A 16,393-nucleotide genomic window follows, 5' to 3' on the forward strand; every position below is an offset into this window, starting at 1 on the left:
TTGATTTTTGTAAATATAAACAAAATTCATTCCTAAAGTGATAACGGTATTTTTAGAAATAAAATTATAAATCTTTTTTATATAAACTGTGTTATAAATTTGTATTTTTGCACCGATTTTTAGACAACTAATATTCAATATAGTAAATATGTCAAACGACATTCGTATTAAAAAAGGTCTGGACATTAAACTTAAAGGTGAAGCTGAAAAAACTATCGAACAGGCAATTATCAGCAACTACTGTACCATAAGACCAGAAGATTTTCACGGCATAATTCCCAAACTTATTGCAAAAGAAGGGACCCAGATAAAAGCTGGGGAAGTTTTGTTTTATGATAAGTCTAACGAACTCATCAAGTTTGTTTCTCCGGTATCGGGTAAGGTAATTGAGGTGGTTCGTGGACCCAAAAGACGCATCGACGCGATTAAGATTGAGTCCGATAAGTCGCTAGATTACCATGATTTTGGTAAGTTAGATGCAAATTCAGCTGCGGCTGAAGCAATAAAAGCCCATTTATTGGCATCGGGTTGTTGGCCGTTTATAAAACAACGTCCGTACGATGTGATTGCCAATCCAAATAAGTTGCCAAAAGCGATATTTATTTCGGGTTATGCTTCCGCACCTTTAGCAGCCGATTTAGATTTTACTCTTCAAGGTAAGGAAGCCGAATTACAAGCTGCTATTACTGCTTTGAGTAAATTAACCGATGGAAAAATACATGTCTCTGTTGGAAAAACATCAAGCTCACCCCTAGCTGGACTATCTGGAATTACATTGCATAAAGTTTCCGGACCACATCCATCAGGTAACGTAGGGACACAAATCAATAAAATCAATCCTATCAATAAAGGAGAGATTGTATGGACGGTGAATCCGCAGGACTTGGTTATTATTGGGGAATTGTTTTTAACAGGTAAGTTTAATGCAGAACGCTTAGTAGCTTTAGTGGGGTCTTCAATAGAAAAGCCAAGATACTTTAAAACACTTATTGGTAGTGAGGTGTCTACTATGGTTTACGATAAGGGCATTTCTAAAGACACCAATGCGCGTATCATTTCTGGTAATGTGTTAACTGGAAAGCAAGTGCAACCGGATGGTGCTTTAGATTATTACAGTAACATAATTTCTGTTATTCCTGAAGGTGATGATTATGATTTTTTTGGATGGAATAAACCTATTTTCGATAAAGTATCCACTTCTAGGGCATTGACATTTTCTTGGTTAAGTCCGAATAAAAAATATGATTTAAACACAAACACTAATGGTGAACACCGTGCCTTTGTGGTTACGGGAAGTTATGAAGAAGTATTTCCGTTGGATATGTACCCCTTACAAATCTTAAAAGCATGTATGTATAAGGATTTAGATGAAATGGAAGCTTTAGGGATGTATGAAGTAGCACCAGAGGATTTTGCATTAACAGAATTTGTATGTGTGTCGAAACAACCGCATCAAAAGATAATAAGAGAAGGTTTAGACTTAATGCTTAAAGAGATAGGATAATGGGTTTAAAAAGTAAATTACATCAATTTAAAGAAAAGAATAGGGATAAAAAATGGTTGCCAGCATTTTCTGCAATACATACATTTTTATTCCTGCCGAACGAAACAACCCATGGAGGTACGCATATTAAGGTGGCAGATGACTTGAAGCGTACCATGAATACGGTTATTATGGCTATGCTGCCATGTTTGATTTTTGGTATGTTTAATGCAGGGTATCAGCATCATTTGGCTTTAGGTGAAATCCAGGCTGTAACTCAAGGGTTTTTTAGTCCAGAGTTTTGGACCATGGATAACTTTATGGTTGGGTTTTGGAAGATTTTACCATTGGTTATTGTGTCATACGGTGTGGGTCTAGGTATTGAATTCATCTTTGCCATTATAAAAGGACATGAAGTAGAAGAAGGCTATTTGGTAACCGGTATGTTAGTGCCGTTAATCGTTCCAATAGATATTCCATTATGGATGTTAGCCGTAGCCGTTGTATTTGGTGTGGTAATAGGTAAAGAGGTTTTTGGAGGTACAGGAATGAATATCCTTAATCCGGCCTTAACTATTCGGGCATTTTTATTCTTTGCCTATCCTACTTGGATGTCTGGTGATAAGGTTTGGGTTCACGGTGCAAAAGAGCGTGCTAATCAAATTGCGACAGGAGAAAATTTAGACGCTATTTCTGGCGAAACCATTTTGGGAAGTTTGGCACAAAATAGTAAAGAGATGGTTGATTCGGCAACAGATATTTGGAATGCCTTTTACGGATTTATCCCAGGCTCGGTTGGTGAAACCTCGGCAATACTTATTTTATTGGGAGGTTTATTCTTGATCTTTACTAAAATAGGAAGTTGGAGAATCATGTTGTCCTCTGTCTTAGGAGCAATAGCCATGGGTTTAATTTTTAATGGTGTTGTTGATACCGGTATTGTTGGAGAAAGTAGTAAGTTTTATGGTTTAATGAGTACCACTTGGTGGCATCACTTACTTATAGGTGGATTTGCTTTTGGTATTGTATTTATGGCAACCGATCCTGTAACGGCTTCTCAAACTAATAAAGGCAAATGGATTTATGGGTTCTTGGTTGGATTTATTTCAATTATGATTCGTGTATTCAATCCTGCTTATCCAGAAGGTGTGATGTTGGCCATATTATTAATGAATGTCTTTGCACCGACTATAGACCATTATGTGGTTAGGGGTAATGTAAAGAAAAGAATGAAACGTTTAAAGGTTAAAACTGCTTAACGCGATGGAAAAGAGAACAGAAAAAAATTCATATACAATTCTATTTGCCATTGGTATGGTAATAGTAGTAGGTTCTTTGTTGGCATTTGTAGCATCATCTTTACGGCCTAAAATTGATGAGAACAAACGTATTGAAAAGCAACAAAACATCTTATATGCTATGGGGGTCAATGAAAATGAAGAGGGTTCTGTAGCATTTATAGCAGATAACGAAGTAGAAACAGAGTTTGCAAAGTACATTAAAAAACAGTTAGTTATTACTAATGGAACTGATACAAGGGAAAATGATCAGGCTTACCTAATAGATGTTAAAAAAGAACAGTCTCAAGCGAAAGAAGGTAAAGAAAGACAATTACCATTGTTTGTTGGTGAAAAAGAAGGTAAAACGTTTTATATAGCTCCAATTAGAGGGAAAGGACTTTGGGATGCTGTTTGGGGTTATGTGGCTATGGATGAAAATATGGTGATTCAAGGAGCATATTTTGACCATAAGGGAGAAACAGCTGGTCTTGGAGCAAATATAAAGGAGCGTTTCTTTATGGATGATTTTACGGGTGAACATCTTTTAAATACTTCAGGTAAGTTTGTTGGTGTTAACATTTCTAAAAGTAATGCAGATCCTTTGAATAATGATAAAACAGATAATGAGGTAGATGCTATTGCAGGAGCTACTATAACTGGTGATGGTGTTGCGGCTATGATTAAGTCGGAGCTTAAGCTTTACGTGCCTTATTTTAACACATTAAAAAATTAATATAGTATGGGACTTTTATCAAAAAAAGACGCCGCTTTAATTAAAGATCCATTAGCAGATAATAACCCAATCACTATTCAAGTGTTAGGTATTTGTTCTGCATTGGCCATTACGGCTCAGCTTAAAGCATCTATCGTAATGACCATTTCGGTGATTTTTGTGTTAGGTGTTGGAAACGTCGTAATCTCGTTGATTAGAAATATTATTCCTTCCAAGATTAGAATTATTGTGCAATTGACAGTAGTAGCAGCACTTGTAATTATCGTGGATCAAGTATTAAAAGCATTTTCCTATCAATTAAGTAAAGAGCTAGGGGCTTTTATTGGTTTAATTATTACCAACTGTATTATCATGGGACGTTTTGAAGCTTTTGCTTTAGGGAATGGGCCTTGGAAATCATTCCTTGACGGTGTAGGTAATGCCTTGGGTTATGGTATCATCTTAATTATAGTGGGTTTCTTTAGGGAATTGCTTGGATCTGGAACCTTATTAGGGTTTAAGGTATTAGGAGACCCAATAGCAAAAACAGGATTGTATGCTTTTGGATATGAAAACAACGGATTTATGTTATTAGCCCCAATGGCCTTAATAGTTGTAGGTGTCCTTATTTGGGTACAGCGTTCAAGAAATAAAGCATTAATTGAAGATCATTAATTAGTAAGCAGTTGGCGGTAACAGTAAGCAATTATTGATAACTGAACACTGAGTACAGAATACTATAAAAATGGAACATATAGAATTATTTTTCAAATCAATATTTATAGATAACATGGTATTTGCTACATTCTTGGGAATGTGTTCATATCTGGCAGTGTCTAAAAAAGTAAGTACTGCAGTTGGTCTTGGTGCTGCTGTAATATTTGTATTGTTGGTTACGGTACCTTTAAATTGGTTGTTGGACCAATATATTTTGCAACCAGGAGCATTAGGAAGATGGTTAGGTGAAGATTATGCATCTTTCGATTTAAGTTTCTTGTCGTTTATCATGTTCATTGCAACTATTGCAACCATGGTACAGTTGGTTGAAATTGTAGTTGAAAAATTTTCACCTTCATTATACAATTCATTGGGGATTTTCTTGCCACTTATTGCGGTAAACTGTGCTATTTTGGGAGGATCGTTGTTTATGCAATCCCGTGAAATACCTACTCTAGGATTAGCTACAGTATATGGTATTGGTTCTGGTATAGGATGGTTTTTGGCTATTTTAGCTATAGCGGCAATTCGTGAGAAAATAAGATATTCAAATGTGCCTCCAGCATTACGAGGTTTAGGTATAACCTTTATTACTACAGGATTAATGGCCATTGGTTTTATGAGTTTTGGAGGTATGCTTACAGGAGGAGATGATGCAGGTAAAAAAGAAGAAAAAACGGCTGTTTTAGAACAAGAGAATAAACCAGTAGAAGTAGCTACGGTTACTTCAATCCCTACTGAAGAAAAAAAGGAGTTGTTGAATACTAACAAAGTAAATGAGTAAGATGATTTTAGCCGCAGGTACAACAGGAACAATAGTCGTTACGGTAGTCGCTTTTTTAATAATTACATTATTATTGGTTGCACTATTATTAGTTGTTAAGCAAAAGTTATCTCCATCTGGTCCTGTGAAGATTACCATTAATGGGGAAAAGGAAATAGAAGTTGCCTCTGGAGGTAGTTTATTATCGACTTTGGGAGGTGAGAAAATATTTTTACCATCGGCTTGTGGTGGTGGTGGAACCTGTATCCAATGTGAGTGTCATGTATTATCTGGAGGTGGCGAAGCGCTTCCGACCGAAACCCCACACTTTACCCGTAAGGAATTGCAACATGGAGCACGTTTAGCCTGTCAAGTGAAAGTAAAGCAAGATATGGATATCACCATTCCAGAAGAAGTTTTTGGTATTAAAAAATGGGAAGCTGTTGTTGTTCGTAATTATAATGTAGCATCATTTATTAAAGAGTTTGTGGTAGAAATTCCAGAGGACATGAATTACAAGGCAGGGGGATATATTCAAATAGAAATTCCACCTTGTGAGATAAAATATTCTGATATAGACATTACAGCACATCCAGAAGAGCACGAAACACCAGATAAGTTTCAAGCCGAGTGGGATAAGTTTGGCTTATGGCCATTGGTAATGAAAAATGATGAAACAGTAGAGCGTGCTTACTCTATGGCTTCTTACCCTGCTGAAGGTCGAGAAATCATGCTAAACGTACGTATTGCTACCCCACCATGGGATCGTGCTAAAAATGGATGGATGGATGTTAATCCAGGAGTTGCTTCGTCTTACATATTTTCAAGAAAAGCAGGTGATAAAGTAATCATTTCAGGGCCTTACGGTGAGTTCTTTATTAACGAGAGTGATAGCGAAATGCTTTATGTTGGTGGAGGTGCTGGTATGGCACCTATGCGTTCGCACCTGTATCATTTATTTAAGACTTTGGAAACAGGAAGAACCGTGACCTATTGGTATGGCGGGCGTTCTAAACGTGAATTGTTCTATTTAGAACATTTCTATGAGTTAGAGCGTAAGTTTCCTAACTTTAAATTCTTCTTGGCTTTGTCTGAACCATTACCAGAAGACAATTGGAAAGTTAAAAAGGATATTCATGATGCCGAAGGTGATGGTTTTGTAGGCTTTATCCATAACTGTGTTATTGATAATTATTTAAGCAAGCACGAAGCGCCAGAAGATATCGAATTGTATTTCTGTGGTCCACCGCTAATGAACAAAGCTGTTCAAAAAATGGGAGAAGATTTTGGTATCCCAGATGAGCATATTCGATTTGATGACTTTGGAGGATAATCTAATGCACTATATAAAATCAAAGCCCAACTTTTGTTGGGCTTTGACTGTCTAGGGTTTTAATTTTAGTTCATTTGGGGTGGTATTGGTGCATGTACAAGGTTTTCAACAGGAGGCAAACTTTTTAAATATGCAAAAATAGCCTTAAGGTCATCATCGTTTAAGTTTCGGTATTGCTCCCATGGCATTGGAGGCAACAGAGGCCTGCTACCTTCAAGGCCTTTATAAAGCCCTTTTCTAATAGCAGTCATAAATTGAGCTTCAGTCCAAGAGCCAATACCTGTATCATCTGGTGTTAGGTTAGCTGCAAACGATGTCCCCCAAGGACCTGTGGCTGAAGTAAGTCCCATAGAGAATAAGATATAGCCTTTTGCTGTTTCAGCATCATAGGGAGGAAGTTCTTCATCAGTAGGGTGACCAGAAAGTAATCTGCTAGAATCTAATTCCATACCGTGTTCTGTAAATTTTTTAGGAGTATGGCAATCGTGGCAGCCTACGGAATTTACCAAATATTCACCTCGTTTTACAGGGTCTATGGCTATTTCCTCTGCAGGTTGATAATTTTCTTCGGCCGATTGTTCCTTTTTATTAGAGTTACAAGCTAACAACAAAAGACAAAGGCTAATTAATGAAAATGTTTTTGCTTTCATAGAGTTGGTTAATTAGTGTTTAACAATAGTGTTTTTTAGTTATTTAATATACCAAAACAGGTAAGTGTAAAAGAATGTGATAGTTTGGTGGGCTGTCATTTTTGCCTAAAGTAGGATCTATGAACTGATTGAGAAGCTTACCGAAGATACAAAAAAAGTTTGATTAGCTATTAAGCAAACAAAATTTTAATTCAAAAGATATATATGGTAATTTTGCTACATGAGAAAAGTACTTACAGCTCAGGAATTGCATAATCTTGCCATGAATCATGTAGGAAAGGATTTGGAAAAACGAGGATTTGAATTTATAGCTGTTAATAGCAAATTGAAAAAGCATCCACAATTTGTTTGTATAGATAAAAACAAACAATATTATTTTGTGATTGTAAGAGCGGTAATTTTACCAGAGAATCCTAATAATTATGATGTGTTTTGGATGGAGTCCTTTAAAAAACATGCAAGAGATAAAAATGCTAAGGTATTATATGCAGGTGTGGGTTTAGGAAATATAAAAGGAGAAAAGTTACCGATTTACCTTAACGAGGAATATTTGTTGGAATACAATGGTATACAAATAGTAGAAACACATTTAAATTAAATAGGGCCTTGAAGTTATATGAATCGATTTAGCAGCATTTTATTAATTCTGGTAGGGTGTTTGTCTTGTAAACAACCTATTGTCAATACCAAACTTCAAGGCTCCATTTTTGGCACCTATTATAGGGTAACCTATGCTTCTGATATTAATTACACTAAACAATTCGATAGCTTATTTTATGTTATCAATAAATCGATGTCTACTTATCAAGTAAATTCTGATATTTCTAAATTGAATAGGAATGAAACCAATATTGTAGACTCACATTTTATAAAGGTTTTTAACACTTCGAAACGTATTTTCAAGGAAACCCAAGGTGCTTTCGATCCTACTATTGGTGCTCTGGTCAATGCTTGGGATTTTGGCCCAGAAGGGAAGATAATTAATCTTGATAGTCTTAAAATGGATAGTTTAATGATTTTTGTTGGATTGGATAAAGTGAAAATTGAAGATAATCGTATAGTTAAACCCAAAGAAACCTTTATTGATTTTAATGCCATAGCTAAAGGTTATGCGGTTGATGTTGTTTCAGATTTTTTAAAGCACAAGGGCATTGAAAACCATTTGGTTGATATTGGAGGAGAGCTTAGGGCTAGTGGGATTAATGTTGAAAGGGGAGGGGCTTGGAAAGTAGGTGTCGAAGATCCCAATTTTGATGGCACGCAATCCATTAATCGCGTTGTTACTTTAGAGAATAAATCTATGGCTACATCTGGAACTTATAGAAAGTTTAAAATTGATGAATATGGTAATCGTTATGCACATATTATTAATACAAAAACAGGTTATCCCAGTCAAACCAATTTGTTAAGTATATCTGTAATTACAAATAATTGTATGACGGCCGATGCCTACGCTACTGCATTTAAGACTATGGGGATTGAAAAAATAAAAACCTTTTTAAAATCACATCCCGAACTTCAAGTGTTTTTAATTTTTGAAAATGAAAAGCAGGAACTGGAATCACTTTCCTTAAATGGTTTTCCAAAAGACTAGTTGTTATTTCATATCAAATGTTAATTTAAGTGACAACCTGTTTAAGGGTAAGAGATTACTGTCTAATTAAATTATTTTGTGACAAGAGGAATGATCTCGCCTTTAATCAAGCAGTATTTTTCAATCTCATCTTTCGTTAAGGTTGAAGTATAATCAACTTCATTAACTTGAAAACCTATTCGACGAAGTTTATCAAAATAATCACGACCATAAATTCTAACGTGATCGTATTGTCCAAATATTTTGGTACGCTCACTTTTGTCTATAATGCTGTTGTCCTCAAAGGTTTTTTCTCTTTTTAGATCCAGTGGAATTTGAAAAATACCCCAACCACCAGGTTTCATAACTCGATACAGTTCCTGCATCGCTTTGGTATCGTCTTGTATGTGTTCTAAAACATGGTTACACAAAATTACATCGAAGCTATTATCACTAAAAGGTAGGTTGCAAATATCGGCTTTAACATCAGCAAGTGGAGAATTTAAATCAGTAGTTATATAACCAAGATTTTTCAGCTTTCTAAAACGCTTATAGAAGGCCTGTTCAGGAGCAAAATGGAGAACCTTAAGATTATCATTAAAAAAATTGGTTTTATTTTTTAAATATAACCATAATAACCTATGCCGTTCTAATGATAATGTTGATGGTGAGAGTACATTTTCACGTTGGATGCCATAACCATAAGGTAAAAAGGTTTTAAAACTTCTTCCATCTATGGGGTCTGTGTAGGTTTTGCCTTTTAAGAAGATTGCTAAAATTGGACGAATTATATAGCTTAACCTTATGAGCAGAGGTCTAGGAATAAAGTTAAGTATTGCTTTAAAAATTGTTTTCAAAGACTGTTATTTATAATCTTCACGCACTGGGAAAAAAGTATCAATTACCACACAATTGGTTAACGCATTTGCACTATGTATGGTATTGGAAGGAATTACAGTTATGGAATCAGGTTCAAGAACCTGTGTAATACCATTGATAGTCATTTCTAATTTGCCAGAAATGACTTGTGTTATTTGCTCATGAAAATGAGAATGTGGAGGTAAAACAGATCCCTTTTCAATGGTAACGAATCCAATAGAATTGTTTTCAGTATGTATATACTTTCCTTTGATGCCCTTGATAAGCACTTTTTCTGATATATCTGAAAATTTGTGGGTCATGATAAATTATAGCATTAGCTGTTTTTGCCTAAATTCCTCCTCTTCGTTACTTTCAATACCTAAAGCTTCATATATATATGCAAAAGTTGAAAGTAATTCTGGTTTACCATCAACTAAAGCCACGTCGTGTTCAAAATGGGCACTTGGTTTGTTGTCTAAGGTAGTAATCGTCCAACCATCTCTATGTTGTTTTATACGATGTGTACCCATATTTATCATAGGTTCAATGGCAACGACCATTCCTTCGATAAATTTCTTGCCCCGTCCACGTTTGCCATAATTGGGCATTTCTGGATCTTCGTGCATTTTTTTTCCTAAACCATGGCCTACTAGCTCACGTACCACACCATAACCATGACCTTCACAATATTTTTGAATTGCATAACCCACATCACCAACTCGATTATTCTTTTTAAATTCCCTAATGCCTACGTATAGAGATTCTTTTGTTACCTGTAACAGTTTTTCAGTTTCAGGGTCAATCTCACCAACAGCAAAGGTATAAGCATGGTCACCATAAAATCCATTTTTGAGTGCTCCACAGTCTATTGAAATGATATCTCCCTCCTTTAATGGTTCACTGTTTGGTATGCCGTGTACCACTTGTGAATTGGGACTCATACATAGCGTATTAGGAAAATCATATAATCCTAAAAAACCAGGTTCGGCACCATGGTCCCTAATATATTCTTCTGCTATTTTATCAAGTTGAAGTGTTGAAACCCCTGGTTTTATTTGTCTTGCCAATATGCCTAGGGTTTTAGATACTATTAATGCACTTTCACGCATTAATTCTATTTCTTCCTTTGTTTTTACTACAATCATGTTTTAAAAATAATGGCAAAGATACTTAAAATTAGAATTTTAATCTTTTATGGAGGTAAGTCTTTAATTATCTAAAAAAATCTAAAAAGCGCTTCTTTTTTTGTTCTCTTTTTATATTGTTTTCTGTACCGATGAGTGTTTGGTAAACTTCACTCCAACCTATGAAACCTCCTAAATTTCGATCGTCTATAAAGATATCGGCATGAATTTTTCTACTTTGTTCATTTGTGTGCTGTTCTTCGGGGAAGCTTTTGTTTATAGCATAAAAATGTATGCCATTCTTTTTACAAAAGGCAACAGCTTCATCTAGTCGTTTTCCAGAACGGTAGCTCCATAATATTAATCTGTGTCCGTTTTCTTGAAGCTTTTTTAAAGTTTCAAAAGCAAAACGGATAGGCTTTCCAATTTTAGGGTAAAGATCTTCAACTATAGTACCATCAAAATCTACTGCAATAATGAGCGATCGATTAAAGTTCATAACATTGGAGCTTCAAATAGTACATGTAAAGCTACAATTTTTTAAATTAATGCATGTCTTGTCATTGCCTGAGGTTGTGAAATTCCCATTAACTTTAGTATTGTTGGTGCTATATCTCCTAATATACCATCTTTAATAGTTTTTAATTCGTTATCAATTAAAATTACTGGAACGGGGTTGGTGGTATGTGCTGTATGAGGTGAACCATCTGGATTTATCATGGTTTCGCAGTTTCCATGATCAGCAATCAATAATGTACTATACCTATTGTCCAGAGCCGCATTGACCACATCTTTTACACATTCATCAACAGCTTCACAGGCTTTAATGGCGGCTTTCATAACACCTGTATGTCCTACCATATCGCCGTTTGCAAAGTTTAAACAGACAAAGTCTACTTCACCTTTTTGTAACTCGGGAACTAAGGCATCGCGTAATTCATAAGCACTCATTTCCGGTTTTAAATCATAGGTTGCCACTTTAGGCGAATTTCTTAAAATACGGGTTTCACCTTCAAAAGGAACTTCTCTTCCACCTGAAAAGAAAAAGGTTACGTGTGGATATTTTTCAGTCTCTGCTATCCTAATTTGTTTTTTATTATTCTTTTCTAAGACTTCACCTAAGGTTTCGGTTAAATTATCCTTGTTGAAAATAACATTTACATTATTGTAACTGTCATCATAGTTGGTTAAGGTGACATAATGCAGATTAAGTTTGTGCATGTTGTACTCATGAAAGTGTTTTTGTGATAAGGCTTCGGTGAGTTCTCTCCCTCGGTCTGTTCTAAAATTGAAAAAAATAACGACATCACCATCTTTTACTTGTGCGATGGGTTCATTATTATCATCAACCATAATGATAGGTTTAATGAATTCATCGGTTACGTCATTTTTATAACTGTTTACAATAGAATCATAAGCATTATCCGATTTTTCTCCTAACCCATTAACAATCGCATCATAAGCCAATTTAACTCGTTCCCAGCGTTTATCTCTGTCCATGGCATAGTAACGTCCCGTTATACTAGCTAATTTGGTATTGTTGTTTTTTATATGTTCTTGTAATTGGGTCACAAATCCACTACCCGAAGTCGGACTAACATCACGACCATCCGTAAAGGCATGTACAAAAGTATTTTCAAGTCCGAAGCTATTGGCGGCGTCAATTAAACCTAATAAATGATTAATATGGGAATGCACTCCGCCATCACTCAGCAAGCCTAAAAAATGAACATCTTTGTTATTGTTCTTAGCATATTTAAAAGCTTCAACCAATGTTTGTTCGGTTTCTAGGGTTTTATTTTCAACGGCTAGATTAACCTTAACCAAATCCTGATACACTATACGTCCAGCACCAAGATTCATGTGTCCTACTTCACTGTTACCCATTTGCCCTTCTGGAAGGCCTACGTTGAGCCCATCTGTTCTAAGTTGGGCAGACGGATACTTTTTATATAGTGAATCTATGAAAGGCGTATTAGCATAATCTATTGCAGATACTTTTGGGTCTGGCGAATGTCCCCAGCCGTCCAATATCATGAGGATAACTTTTTTATTCATTTTATTGATGACTTTTTTAACACTGCAAAGATAACAAACAATAAGGAAGAAAAATTCTGAAAACCCTTGTAAATAAGGTGGTTTTGTAATTTTTTCGAAATCTTAAAAAATTGAATAGGACTATTAAAGAAAAGTAAAAGAAACGTTAAAAACGTGTTATTTTCTGTTTTTTGTGTAACAGATTGAAAAAAAAGTCGTCTCTTTAGTATATCAAAAAACGAATCATTAATCAAATTAAAATCTTTCATCATGAAAAAAACATTCATTATCTCTGCTATGGCATTATGTTTTGCAATAGTAAACGTAAACGCCAAATCCCCGAACAACAATTTTGATCTTTATACTAAAACAACTGTTTTTAAAGTAAGTCCTTTTTGCGTTTCCATCGCTAAAGGTGATCTAGAAACTGTAAGAAAGTTAATTAATTTGGGTGCTGATGTCAATGAAAAATCCAATGGAATGACACCTGTCATGTATGCTGCCAAATTCAACAGAACAGAGATATTAAAACTTTTAATAGTAAACGGTGCTAAATTAAAAGTTAAGTCAGATAAAGGTATGACCGCTTTAAAATATGCTGAAATACATAAGGCAAAAGAAGCCCATGCTATTTTAAAGGATGCTATGTCTAATAAGAGAAAATAATTTACGGTTTAAGTTATAATTATTTTAGAGCTAGTCACTCTTTTAAAAGCCCTTTAATTAGGGCTTTTTTTATGGACTCTAGTGTTATTCTGTTTAAAATTGCAAAAAATAAGCTTATTTTGTGTTAATAACTTTTATCAGTTCAGGGTTAATACGAAAAGCATAAATTTAAAGGCGATGTTTCAATTTAAGATTTTAGAAAAAAGCGAAATCGATTTGGTTGTTCCATTGGTTTATAAATTAAACCAAGGTCGTATTTTAGTTGAGGTTTTAAAAGCGCGCTTTGCTGATATGGTGAACCAGAATTATGAATGTGCCGTGATACTAGACGATGGGGTTGCTATAGGCGTTTCGGGTTTGTGGTACTGCACTAGACATTATTCGGGGAGGAGTGTAGAACCTGATCATGTATACATAGAAGAAGCTTATCGAGGAAAGGGTTTGGGAAAGCAGTTTTTCGAGTGGATTTATAATTATGTTAGCGAAAAAGGATATGAAGCTGTTGAATTAAATACCTATGTGTCTAATTATGCTTCCCATAAATTTTATTATAACGAAGGCTTTAAAATTTTGGGTTACCATTTTCTAAAAAAGCTCTAGTTTTTATTGTGTAAAATAAAATAGATTTTATATTTGCAGGCATAATGCGGGAGTAGCTCAGTTGGTAGAGCGTCAGCCTTCCAAGCTGAATGTCGCCGGTTCGAACCCGGTCTCCCGCTCCAAGAAGCTTCATAGAAATATGGGGCTTTTTTATGTTTAAAGGTTTATTTCAAATATATTAAATCTGTTTCTGGTTCAACTTCATAAGGGGCCTTATTGAATTCAAAAATGCGCGCGTTCAAATTACCTTTTAACACAATAGATTTTTCCTTAACCATTAGCCAACTTCCTTCACGTAAACCTACAACAGGATTGGTATTGTAATGGTGAAATTCCTTTATTCTGGTTTCACGGGTTTCTCCCATATGTTTACTTTCAGGATTAGGGTCTTCATAATGTGGGTTGATATTGAAAGGGACCAAACCTAAAGCACTAAAGTTTGGCGGATATACAATAGGCATATCGTTTGTGTTTTTAATGTTTAAACCGCAAATATTACTGCCTGCACTAGTGCCTAAATAGGGTGTGCCACTATTAATCGCATTTTTAAGTGGAGTTATTAGACGGTGTTTGTATAGTTGGTTTAGCAATACAAATGTATTGCCTCCACCAGTGAAGATGCCTTTAGCATTTTTAATGGCTTTAATAGGATTTTCATAGGTATGTATACCCTTAACTGATTTCCCGATTTTAGCAAATGCATCATTTGTTTTATAGGTGTATTCGTCATGTGAAATTCCTCCAGGTCTGGCGTATGGGATAAATAAAAGTTCTTTGTCTGACTTAAAATGGGTTTCTAAATCATTTAAAATATATTCCAAATAACTACTGTCATGTAAAGTTGATGTGCTAGCAATTATAATGTGTTTCATAATTATACTATTTTAGGTAAAGCTAATTAATATTGTTTTGAGTTAAAAGTTTTGATGCTTCAATTCTAAGTATCCAAATTATAATTATTAAATTTAAAGAAAAAAGATGCAAAAAATAAAACTACTAATTCTATTTATTGCTTTTAACGGTTACACTGTTAATGCTCAAGAAATTGAGAGAACAAAAGTAATAGGTAAATTAGTCGTTGAAAATAACGATGTTATTGGTATTACCATTTTTAATGCCTCATCGAATAAAGGGACTATTACAGATGTTAATGGCGAGTTTACCCTTGCGGTCGCTTTAAATGATTTAGTAGAGGTTAGTGCACTACAATATCAAAATATAAGTTTTCGTGTTAATGAGAATATTCTGGCTTCTAAATTTATGAAGATTTTTCTTATAGAAGAAATCAATAAATTGGATGAAGTTGTTATTTTTTCAAATAATATAACAGGAAATTTAGAATTAGACATTAATAATACAAAAACTTTTAAACTTAAATTAGATGTGCTTTATTTTGCTATAAAAAATAAAGAAAAGTTTGAGTTTGAAACCGATCAAAGCTCAAAAGTTAATAATATAACCTTAAAAAATCCAGATGTTAGGCCTATGATTAATGGTCTTAACATTATTAATGTAGTAGATCAATTATTGTTACCTTTATTTCGTGCTCAGGTTAAGGATAAAAAAACGGTTGGAGTACCAGAAGTTCCTGTTCAGTCTATTAAATATTATTTTGGGTCTGAATTTATAATTGATAACTTCAATATTCCAAAACATCGTGTGGAACAATTCATACGATTTGTAGAAGACCATCCAGATTTTGACTATAACTTATTGAATTATGGTAAGGAACTTGAATTTCTAGAATTACTTTATAAAAAGAGTCAAGAGTTTTTGAAGATGTGAAGACTTCCTAATGTTTTATAGAGGTTTAGTAGTCGTTTAGGTTTTAATTTTTCTTAAAATATTCATTGCTTTTTTTCAGGATTTAGAGTAATAATGATAAAAAGTAATTTTTTTAAGCCAATGATATTGAGGCTATAACTGTTTCTAACTAATAGAATTAGTGTATCTTTTTCTAAAATAAATAGACTTTTATTGAACTTTTTGGAATGCTTTTTGAAATGACCAAATGATATGATTAAAACTCAAAATATCTACTTTAGCAAAAAAATACGGAAAGCAATTATGAAACTATCAATTATTGGTTTAATACTGTTGCCTCTTTTTGCATTTACATCAATGCACAAGTTTTATGTTAGTGTTTCTCAAATAAATTATATAGAGAATAAACAGTCTGTACAAATTATATCCAGGGTTTTTATTGATGACATGGAAAATGTATTAAGAAGCAGGTACGGTGAAGATATTATACTTGCTGGTGAAAATGAGCCTGAGGAAACAGATGTATACTTGGAGAAATATTTGAAAGAAAGATTTGAAATAAAGATTAATGGGGAAAACCAACTTATTGTTTTTATTGGTAAAGAATATGATGGTGATATAATGCGTTGTTATCTTGAAATTGAAAACATAAATAGTATAAAAACGTTTGAAATAAGCAATAAAGTATTATTTGATCTTTTTGAGGATCAACAAAATATTGTTAAAACCAAAATTTACTCCAACCAAAAAAGTGTAATCCTCACTAAACAGAGCCATTCTGCAATGTTAAAGTTTAATTAAAAAGATTAAAAGAAGCTCATATTTTACTA

19 protein-coding genes and 1 tRNA gene are annotated in these 16,393 nt (G+C 34.2%); 13 read left to right on the forward strand and 7 right to left on the reverse strand.

The window, feature by feature from the left end:
- Positions 1 to 148 precede the first annotated feature (148 nt).
- From MR053_RS06035 to nqrF, 6 genes are all read left to right on the forward strand, one after another.
- Positions 149 to 1,504, forward strand: a complete 1,356-nt coding sequence (locus tag MR053_RS06035) for a Na(+)-translocating NADH-quinone reductase subunit A (RefSeq protein ID WP_242131529.1) — start codon at positions 149 to 151, stop codon at positions 1,502 to 1,504.
- A complete protein-coding gene (locus tag MR053_RS06040; RefSeq protein ID WP_242131530.1) occupies positions 1,504 to 2,742 on the forward strand; it encodes an NADH:ubiquinone reductase (Na(+)-transporting) subunit B in 1,239 nt (412 codons plus the stop codon). Before MR053_RS06035 ends, MR053_RS06040 begins: the two co-directional genes overlap by 1 nt.
- 4 nt (positions 2,743 to 2,746) lie before the next feature.
- A complete protein-coding gene (locus MR053_RS06045) occupies positions 2,747 to 3,496 on the forward strand; it encodes a Na(+)-translocating NADH-quinone reductase subunit C (protein WP_223551208.1) in 750 nt (249 codons plus the stop codon).
- 6 nt (positions 3,497 to 3,502) lie between these two features.
- Positions 3,503 to 4,150, forward strand: a complete 648-nt coding sequence (locus tag MR053_RS06050; RefSeq protein WP_223551209.1) for an NADH:ubiquinone reductase (Na(+)-transporting) subunit D — start codon at positions 3,503 to 3,505, stop codon at positions 4,148 to 4,150.
- Between the two features lie 70 nt (positions 4,151 to 4,220).
- Positions 4,221 to 4,976 (forward strand): NADH:ubiquinone reductase (Na(+)-transporting) subunit E, encoded by a 756-nt coding sequence (gene nqrE, locus MR053_RS06055; RefSeq protein ID WP_242131531.1) that lies wholly within the window; start codon positions 4,221 to 4,223, stop codon positions 4,974 to 4,976.
- Position 4,977: 1 nt separating this feature from the next.
- A complete protein-coding gene (gene nqrF, locus MR053_RS06060; RefSeq protein WP_242131793.1) occupies positions 4,978 to 6,288 on the forward strand; it encodes an NADH:ubiquinone reductase (Na(+)-transporting) subunit F in 1,311 nt (436 codons plus the stop codon).
- Positions 6,289 to 6,353: 65 nt separating this feature from the next.
- Here nqrF and MR053_RS06065 read toward each other — a convergent pair whose 3' ends face one another.
- Positions 6,354 to 6,938 (reverse strand): c-type cytochrome, encoded by a 585-nt coding sequence (locus MR053_RS06065; protein WP_242131532.1) that lies wholly within the window; start codon positions 6,936 to 6,938, stop codon positions 6,354 to 6,356.
- A gap of 220 nt (positions 6,939 to 7,158) precedes the next feature.
- Here MR053_RS06065 and MR053_RS06070 point away from each other — a divergent pair, with 220 nt between their 5' ends.
- Both MR053_RS06070 and MR053_RS06075 read left to right on the forward strand, forming a co-directional pair.
- On the forward strand, positions 7,159 to 7,536 hold the full coding sequence (locus MR053_RS06070; RefSeq protein ID WP_242131533.1) for a Na(+)-translocating NADH-quinone reductase subunit F: 378 nt from the start codon (positions 7,159 to 7,161) through the stop codon (positions 7,534 to 7,536).
- Positions 7,537 to 7,554: 18 nt separating this feature from the next.
- Positions 7,555 to 8,532: an FAD:protein FMN transferase gene (locus tag MR053_RS06075; protein ID WP_242131534.1), complete on the forward strand. Its 978-nt coding sequence runs from the start codon at positions 7,555 to 7,557 to the stop codon at positions 8,530 to 8,532.
- A 71-nt stretch (positions 8,533 to 8,603) separates the two neighbouring features.
- On the opposite strand, the gene MR053_RS06080 is transcribed toward MR053_RS06075, so the two are convergent.
- The 5 genes from MR053_RS06080 to gpmI form a co-directional block, all read right to left on the reverse strand.
- Complete coding sequence (locus MR053_RS06080) at positions 8,604 to 9,368, reverse strand: class I SAM-dependent methyltransferase (protein ID WP_242131535.1); 765 nt, start codon at positions 9,366 to 9,368, stop codon at positions 8,604 to 8,606.
- Between the two features lie 6 nt (positions 9,369 to 9,374).
- Positions 9,375 to 9,692 carry a cupin domain-containing protein gene (locus tag MR053_RS06085; protein WP_242131536.1) on the reverse strand — a complete coding sequence of 106 codons (318 nt, stop codon included), beginning with the start codon at positions 9,690 to 9,692 and terminating at the stop codon, positions 9,375 to 9,377.
- 6 nt (positions 9,693 to 9,698) lie between these two features.
- Complete coding sequence (gene map, locus MR053_RS06090) at positions 9,699 to 10,517, reverse strand: type I methionyl aminopeptidase (protein ID WP_242131537.1); 819 nt, start codon at positions 10,515 to 10,517, stop codon at positions 9,699 to 9,701.
- Between the two features lie 67 nt (positions 10,518 to 10,584).
- Entirely contained in the window at positions 10,585 to 10,995 is a 411-nt protein-coding gene (locus MR053_RS06095; protein WP_242131539.1) for a BT0820 family HAD-type phosphatase, read from the reverse strand.
- 41 nt (positions 10,996 to 11,036) lie between these two features.
- The gene (gene gpmI / locus MR053_RS06100; RefSeq protein WP_242131540.1) at positions 11,037 to 12,554 is read right to left on the reverse strand and encodes a 2,3-bisphosphoglycerate-independent phosphoglycerate mutase; all 1,518 of its coding nucleotides are present in this window, start codon (positions 12,552 to 12,554) and stop codon (positions 11,037 to 11,039) included.
- Between the two features lie 249 nt (positions 12,555 to 12,803).
- On the opposite strand from gpmI, the gene MR053_RS06105 reads away from it, so the two are divergent.
- The 3 genes from MR053_RS06105 (at position 12,804) to MR053_RS06115 (ending at position 13,921) form a co-directional block, all read left to right on the forward strand.
- On the forward strand, positions 12,804 to 13,199 hold the full coding sequence (locus MR053_RS06105; RefSeq protein ID WP_242131542.1) for an ankyrin repeat domain-containing protein: 396 nt from the start codon (positions 12,804 to 12,806) through the stop codon (positions 13,197 to 13,199).
- 177 nt (positions 13,200 to 13,376) lie between these two features.
- The gene (locus tag MR053_RS06110; RefSeq protein WP_242131543.1) at positions 13,377 to 13,799 is read left to right on the forward strand and encodes a GNAT family N-acetyltransferase; all 423 of its coding nucleotides are present in this window, start codon (positions 13,377 to 13,379) and stop codon (positions 13,797 to 13,799) included.
- A gap of 46 nt (positions 13,800 to 13,845) precedes the next feature.
- Positions 13,846 to 13,921: transfer RNA gene (locus tag MR053_RS06115), tRNA-Gly, on the forward strand.
- Positions 13,922 to 13,963: 42 nt separating this feature from the next.
- Here MR053_RS06115 and pepE read toward each other — a convergent pair.
- On the reverse strand, positions 13,964 to 14,671 hold the full coding sequence (pepE, locus tag MR053_RS06120) for a dipeptidase PepE (protein WP_242131544.1): 708 nt from the start codon (positions 14,669 to 14,671) through the stop codon (positions 13,964 to 13,966).
- A 106-nt stretch (positions 14,672 to 14,777) separates the two neighbouring features.
- Here pepE and MR053_RS06125 point away from each other — a divergent pair, with 106 nt between their 5' ends.
- Together MR053_RS06125 and MR053_RS06130 are read left to right on the forward strand one after the other, a co-directional pair.
- A complete protein-coding gene (locus MR053_RS06125; protein WP_242131545.1) occupies positions 14,778 to 15,584 on the forward strand; it encodes a carboxypeptidase-like regulatory domain-containing protein in 807 nt (268 codons plus the stop codon).
- Positions 15,585 to 15,866: 282 nt separating this feature from the next.
- Positions 15,867 to 16,364 carry a DUF6702 family protein gene (locus MR053_RS06130; protein WP_242131546.1) on the forward strand — a complete coding sequence of 166 codons (498 nt, stop codon included), beginning with the start codon at positions 15,867 to 15,869 and terminating at the stop codon, positions 16,362 to 16,364.
- Positions 16,365 to 16,393 lie beyond the last annotated feature (29 nt).

Origin of the sequence: Aestuariivivens marinum, from assembly GCF_022662175.1 — a bacterium.
GTDB classification, from domain to species: domain Bacteria; phylum Bacteroidota; class Bacteroidia; order Flavobacteriales; family Flavobacteriaceae; genus Aestuariivivens; species Aestuariivivens marinum.